Annotated in this window: 6 protein-coding genes; 1 reads left to right on the top strand and 5 read right to left on the bottom strand. The window is 71.6% G+C overall.

Annotated elements, in window-relative coordinates; all coding sequences use genetic code 11:
• Positions 1-98: 98 nt before the first annotated feature.
• From VFE05_17915 to VFE05_17925, 3 genes are all read right to left on the bottom strand, one after another.
• Positions 99-239: a hypothetical protein gene (locus VFE05_17915; protein ID HET6231954.1), complete on the bottom strand. Its 141-nt coding sequence runs from the start codon at positions 237-239 to the stop codon at positions 99-101.
• 57 nt (positions 240-296) lie between these two features.
• On the bottom strand, positions 297-461 hold the full coding sequence (locus tag VFE05_17920) for a hypothetical protein (GenBank protein HET6231955.1): 165 nt from the start codon (positions 459-461) through the stop codon (positions 297-299).
• A 165-nt stretch (positions 462-626) separates the two neighbouring features.
• Positions 627-770: a hypothetical protein gene (locus tag VFE05_17925; protein ID HET6231956.1), complete on the bottom strand. Its 144-nt coding sequence runs from the start codon at positions 768-770 to the stop codon at positions 627-629.
• A 265-nt stretch (positions 771-1,035) separates the two neighbouring features.
• Between VFE05_17925 and VFE05_17930 the strand changes: the two genes are divergently transcribed.
• The gene (locus VFE05_17930; GenBank protein ID HET6231957.1) at positions 1,036-1,212 is read left to right on the top strand and encodes a hypothetical protein; all 177 of its coding nucleotides are present in this window, start codon (positions 1,036-1,038) and stop codon (positions 1,210-1,212) included.
• A 78-nt stretch (positions 1,213-1,290) separates the two neighbouring features.
• Here VFE05_17930 and VFE05_17935 read toward each other — a convergent pair whose 3' ends face one another.
• The gene (locus VFE05_17935) at positions 1,291-2,067 is read right to left on the bottom strand and encodes a LytTR family DNA-binding domain-containing protein (GenBank protein HET6231958.1); all 777 of its coding nucleotides are present in this window, start codon (positions 2,065-2,067) and stop codon (positions 1,291-1,293) included.
• Positions 2,064-3,875: histidine kinase (locus tag VFE05_17940; GenBank protein ID HET6231959.1), on the bottom strand; the 1,812-nt coding region annotated here is incomplete at its 5' end. The genes VFE05_17940 and VFE05_17935, both read right to left, overlap by 4 nt.

Below are 3,875 nucleotides of genomic sequence, written 5' to 3' on the forward strand. Positions count from 1 at the left end.
GGGGGAGGGCTGGGGTGGGGGCCTCTCCAAGCCAAGCGAAAAAAGGGCGGGCCCCCGCGAGGGGAGCCCGCCCTGTTTCGCGTCCAGCAGGCGCCAGGCTACTTGACGGCGTCGTGGAAGCCGTCGGCCATGTCCTGCAGGTCCTTCAGCACGCCGTCCCAGAAGTCGTTCCAGAACGGGCTGCTGCCGCCGTTCACCGACTCCATCTCGTCCTGGGTCAGGCTGGTCACGTGGTCCATGGTGTCTCCGTTCGTAGTGAGGCGTTGGTCCTGCGGGGATGGGCCGAAGCCCGGGTGCTACTTGAGGTAGTACTGGAGCGCCGTGTCGATGGCGTTGTACGGGTTCTTCAGCATCGTCCCGATGGTGTAGCCCATCGCGTAGCTGAAGTCGCTCCCGCCGTCGATGCTCGCGCTCTCCTGCGCGTCCATCTCCTGTACGCCGCAGCTGGTCAGGTCCGTCATGGCACACCTCTCCGTTTGGGTTTCCTTCCGGGACGGCGCTCGTTCACCGCCCCCTCGTCGGCTCGCCGGACGGAAGTGCCCGGCGGCGCGATCTCGTCCCGCCCGGCCGGGCGGGACGTCTTCCCGGGCCCCGCACGCCAGTCGCGTGTTGCGGGGCCCGCCGCATCAGGGCTGCGTGGTCCCGGTCACGAGGTCGATGAGCTGCTGGATCTTGGGATCCACGCAGCCGCCGGGCAGCACGCCGCCGTCGATCTCGCGCATCTGCGCTTCGGTCAGTTCGCGCGTCTCGGCCGTCTGGGTGCTGGTCATGGGGCTTCTCCGGGTCAGGGGGGATGGTCGTTCTTCCTGGGAGGAGCCTACCTGCGGGTCCGGAAACAATCCACGAATCTTGGACGAATGGCGGGATGAGAAGGGTGAGCGGCGGCTGCGGAAGGGTGAGCGGGAGAGCCGTTTCATGGGCGCTTTACGTGCGGAAAACGACGGCTTGCGTATGGTGAAAAGCTCGTATATCATCCGGTCGCGGGCTCCTGTCCGGAGCCCCGCTTCCCCGCACTCACCTACCCTGGAGGCTCAGATGCTCAGCATGGATCTCTACGCGATGTACGGCGACGACCCGACACAGACGCCCCCCGGCACCGCGCCCGATCTGGTCACCACGCCTCCGCCCATCGACCCCAACTCGTGGCTCGGCGACCTGTATCACGGGATGCGGGACATGCTGAAGGGGCCGCTCTACCAGGAGCCCGTGTAGCCTTCCGGAACGGACTCACCCCCGGCGCGCCGTAGCGCCGGGGGTGAGGTGTGCATGGCCTGGAACGAAGCGGAGGTATCAGGTCAGGAAGGGCACGCGCTCCTGGAGCCGAGGGCGGTAGCGGCGGCTGCACACCAGCCGCGTGCCGTCCTTCAGGATGACCGACAGCTCGCCGTGGAAGAGCGGCTCCGCGGCGGCGATGCGGGACACGTTGGCGATGGTGGAGCGGTGGATGCGGACGAAGCGCGCCGGGTCCAGCAGCCTCTCCTCCATGTCGGCCAGCGTCTTGTGCAGCAGGCGCTGCTGCCCGCCCACGTGCAGCCGGGCGTAGTTGCCGTCGGCCTCGATCCAGTCGATCTCGTCCACCCCCAGGAAGCGGTACTGGTCGCCGACCTTGATGGCGATGGTCTGCGGATATTCCACGCGGGCGGGTGCCTGAAGGAAGTCCACCAGGGCACCCATGCGGGGGTCCACGGCGGCGCGGCCCCGCACGGCCGCTCGGGCGCGCTGCAGGGCCGCGCGGAAGCGTGCCTCGTCGAACGGCTTCAGCAGGTAGTCCAGCGCGTACGCCTCGAAGGCGCGCACCGCGAACTCCACGTAGGCCGAGGCGAACACCACCACCGGCATGTGCTCGGCCCCGATGGCCTCCACCACGCCGAAGCCGTCCACCTGCGGCATCTGCACGTCCAGGAACACCAGGTCCGGGCGCTCCTCGCGGATGCGGGGGATGGCCTCGGCGCCGTCGGCGCACTCGCCGATGAGCGCCACGTCTTCCTCGTGCTCCAGCAGCGCACGGATGCGCTTGCGCGCCAGCGGGTCGTCGTCCACCACCAGCGCACGGATGGTCTCGCTCATCGTCTCTCGGCTCGTTCCGGTTCCACCGCGCGCGCCCCGGTGGGCGGCGCCGCCTCCAGGTGCCACGGAATGCGCATCCCGGCCACGCTCCCGCCGCCGGCGCGGGGTGCCAGCGCGAACGACGCGGCGGCGCCGTAGAGCTGGTCCAGCCGCGCGCGCAGGTTCTCCGACCCCACGCCCGCGCCGTGCGTCCGCCGCCCGGCGGCCGTCTCCAGCCCCACCCCGTCGTCTTCCACCTCCACCACCAGCCACACCCCCTCGCGCCGCGCGGCGATGCGCAGCCGTCCGCCGCCCGCCAGCGGCTCCAGCCCGTGCTTGACCGCGTTCTCCACCAGCGGCTGCAGCACCATGTGCGGCACCAGCGCGTCCAGCGCCTCCTCCTCCACGTCCCACTCCACCGCCAGCCGTCCGCCCAGCCGCTCCGCCTCGATCTCCACGAACGGGCGAAGGGTCTCCATCTCCTCCTCCAGCGGCACCTCCTGTGTCCCGACGCTCCGCATCGCCTGGCGGAGAAGCTCGCTCAGCCGCACCACGAGGCGCTCGGCGGCTTCCGGGGCGTCGCCGATCAGCGCGGCGACGGCGTGCAGGGAGTTGAAGAGGAAGTGCGGGTTGAGCTGCATCTTCAGCATCCGTAGCTCGGCCGACGTACGCTCCAGCTCCGCGCGCGATAGGCTGGCTTGCAGGCGCAGCTCGGCGACCTGCTTCTGGCGATCGCGCTGCGCGTACTCCACCGCGTGCGCCAGGCCCACCAGCACCAGGTACATCGCCAGGAACACGGTTATCCCGAACGCCTCCGCCCCGGCGCTCCAGCGGCCGGGCGGATAGCCGACCCACGCGTGGCACACGGCGCGGCCGGCGGCGATCACGGCGGCCAGGCCCAGCCCGACGGCGGCGTGCACGCGCAGGCTGCCGCGCCACGACGCGGCGGAGAAGGGGCGGCGGCGCGTGGCCACGAACGCGGCGACGCCCAGCAGCGTCCACAGCGCCGCGTTGATCCCCGCGCACACGAGCGCCTGGGCCGCGGTGACCACGTGGCCGCCCTCCGTCCGCAGCCCGTTGCGCACGCCGAAGCCGTTGGCCCACATCCCCGCCAGCCACGCCGCCGCCGCCACGCGCCCTACCCAGCCGATCGCGGGCGAGTAGCCGCCGTCCACCGCCACCGTCCGGACGGGAGATGGGCTCGCGGGAGACGAGCCTCCGCCCCGCATCGGCGGCGGCACGGGGCGGAGCTGCGCCGACGACTGGTGCAGCGGCAGGCGGAGGCGCGCGACGGTCCCGCAGACGCGGGATTCAAGCGTGAACGACGCGGCGCCGCCGTAGAGCTGTTCCAGTCGCGCGCGCAGGTTCTCCGACCCCACCCCCGCGCCGTGCGTCCTCCGCCCGGCGGCCGTCTCCAGACCCACCCCGTCGTCCTCCACCTCCACCACCAGCCACTCCCCCTCGCGCCGCGCGGCGATGCGCAGCCGCCCGCCGCCCGCCCGCGGCTCCAGCCCGTGCTTGACCGCGTTCTCCACCAGCGGCTGCAGCACCATGTGCGGCACCAGCGCGTCCAACGCCTCCTCTTCCACGTCCCACTCCACCGCCAGCCGCCCGCCCAGCCGCTCCGCCTCGATCTCCACGAAGGGGCGAAGGGTCTCCATCTCCTCTTCCAGCGGCACCTCCTGCGTCCCCACGCTCCGCATCGCCTGCCTGAGAAGCTCGCTCAGCCGCACCACGAGGCGCTCGGCGGCTTCCGGGGCGTCGCCGATCAGCGCGGCGACGGCGTGCAGGGAGTTGAAGAGGAAGTGCGGGTTGAGCTGCATCTTCAG

The organism is Longimicrobiaceae bacterium, from assembly GCA_035696245.1.
In the GTDB taxonomy this organism is placed as follows: Bacteria; Gemmatimonadota; Gemmatimonadetes; order Longimicrobiales; family Longimicrobiaceae; genus DASRQW01.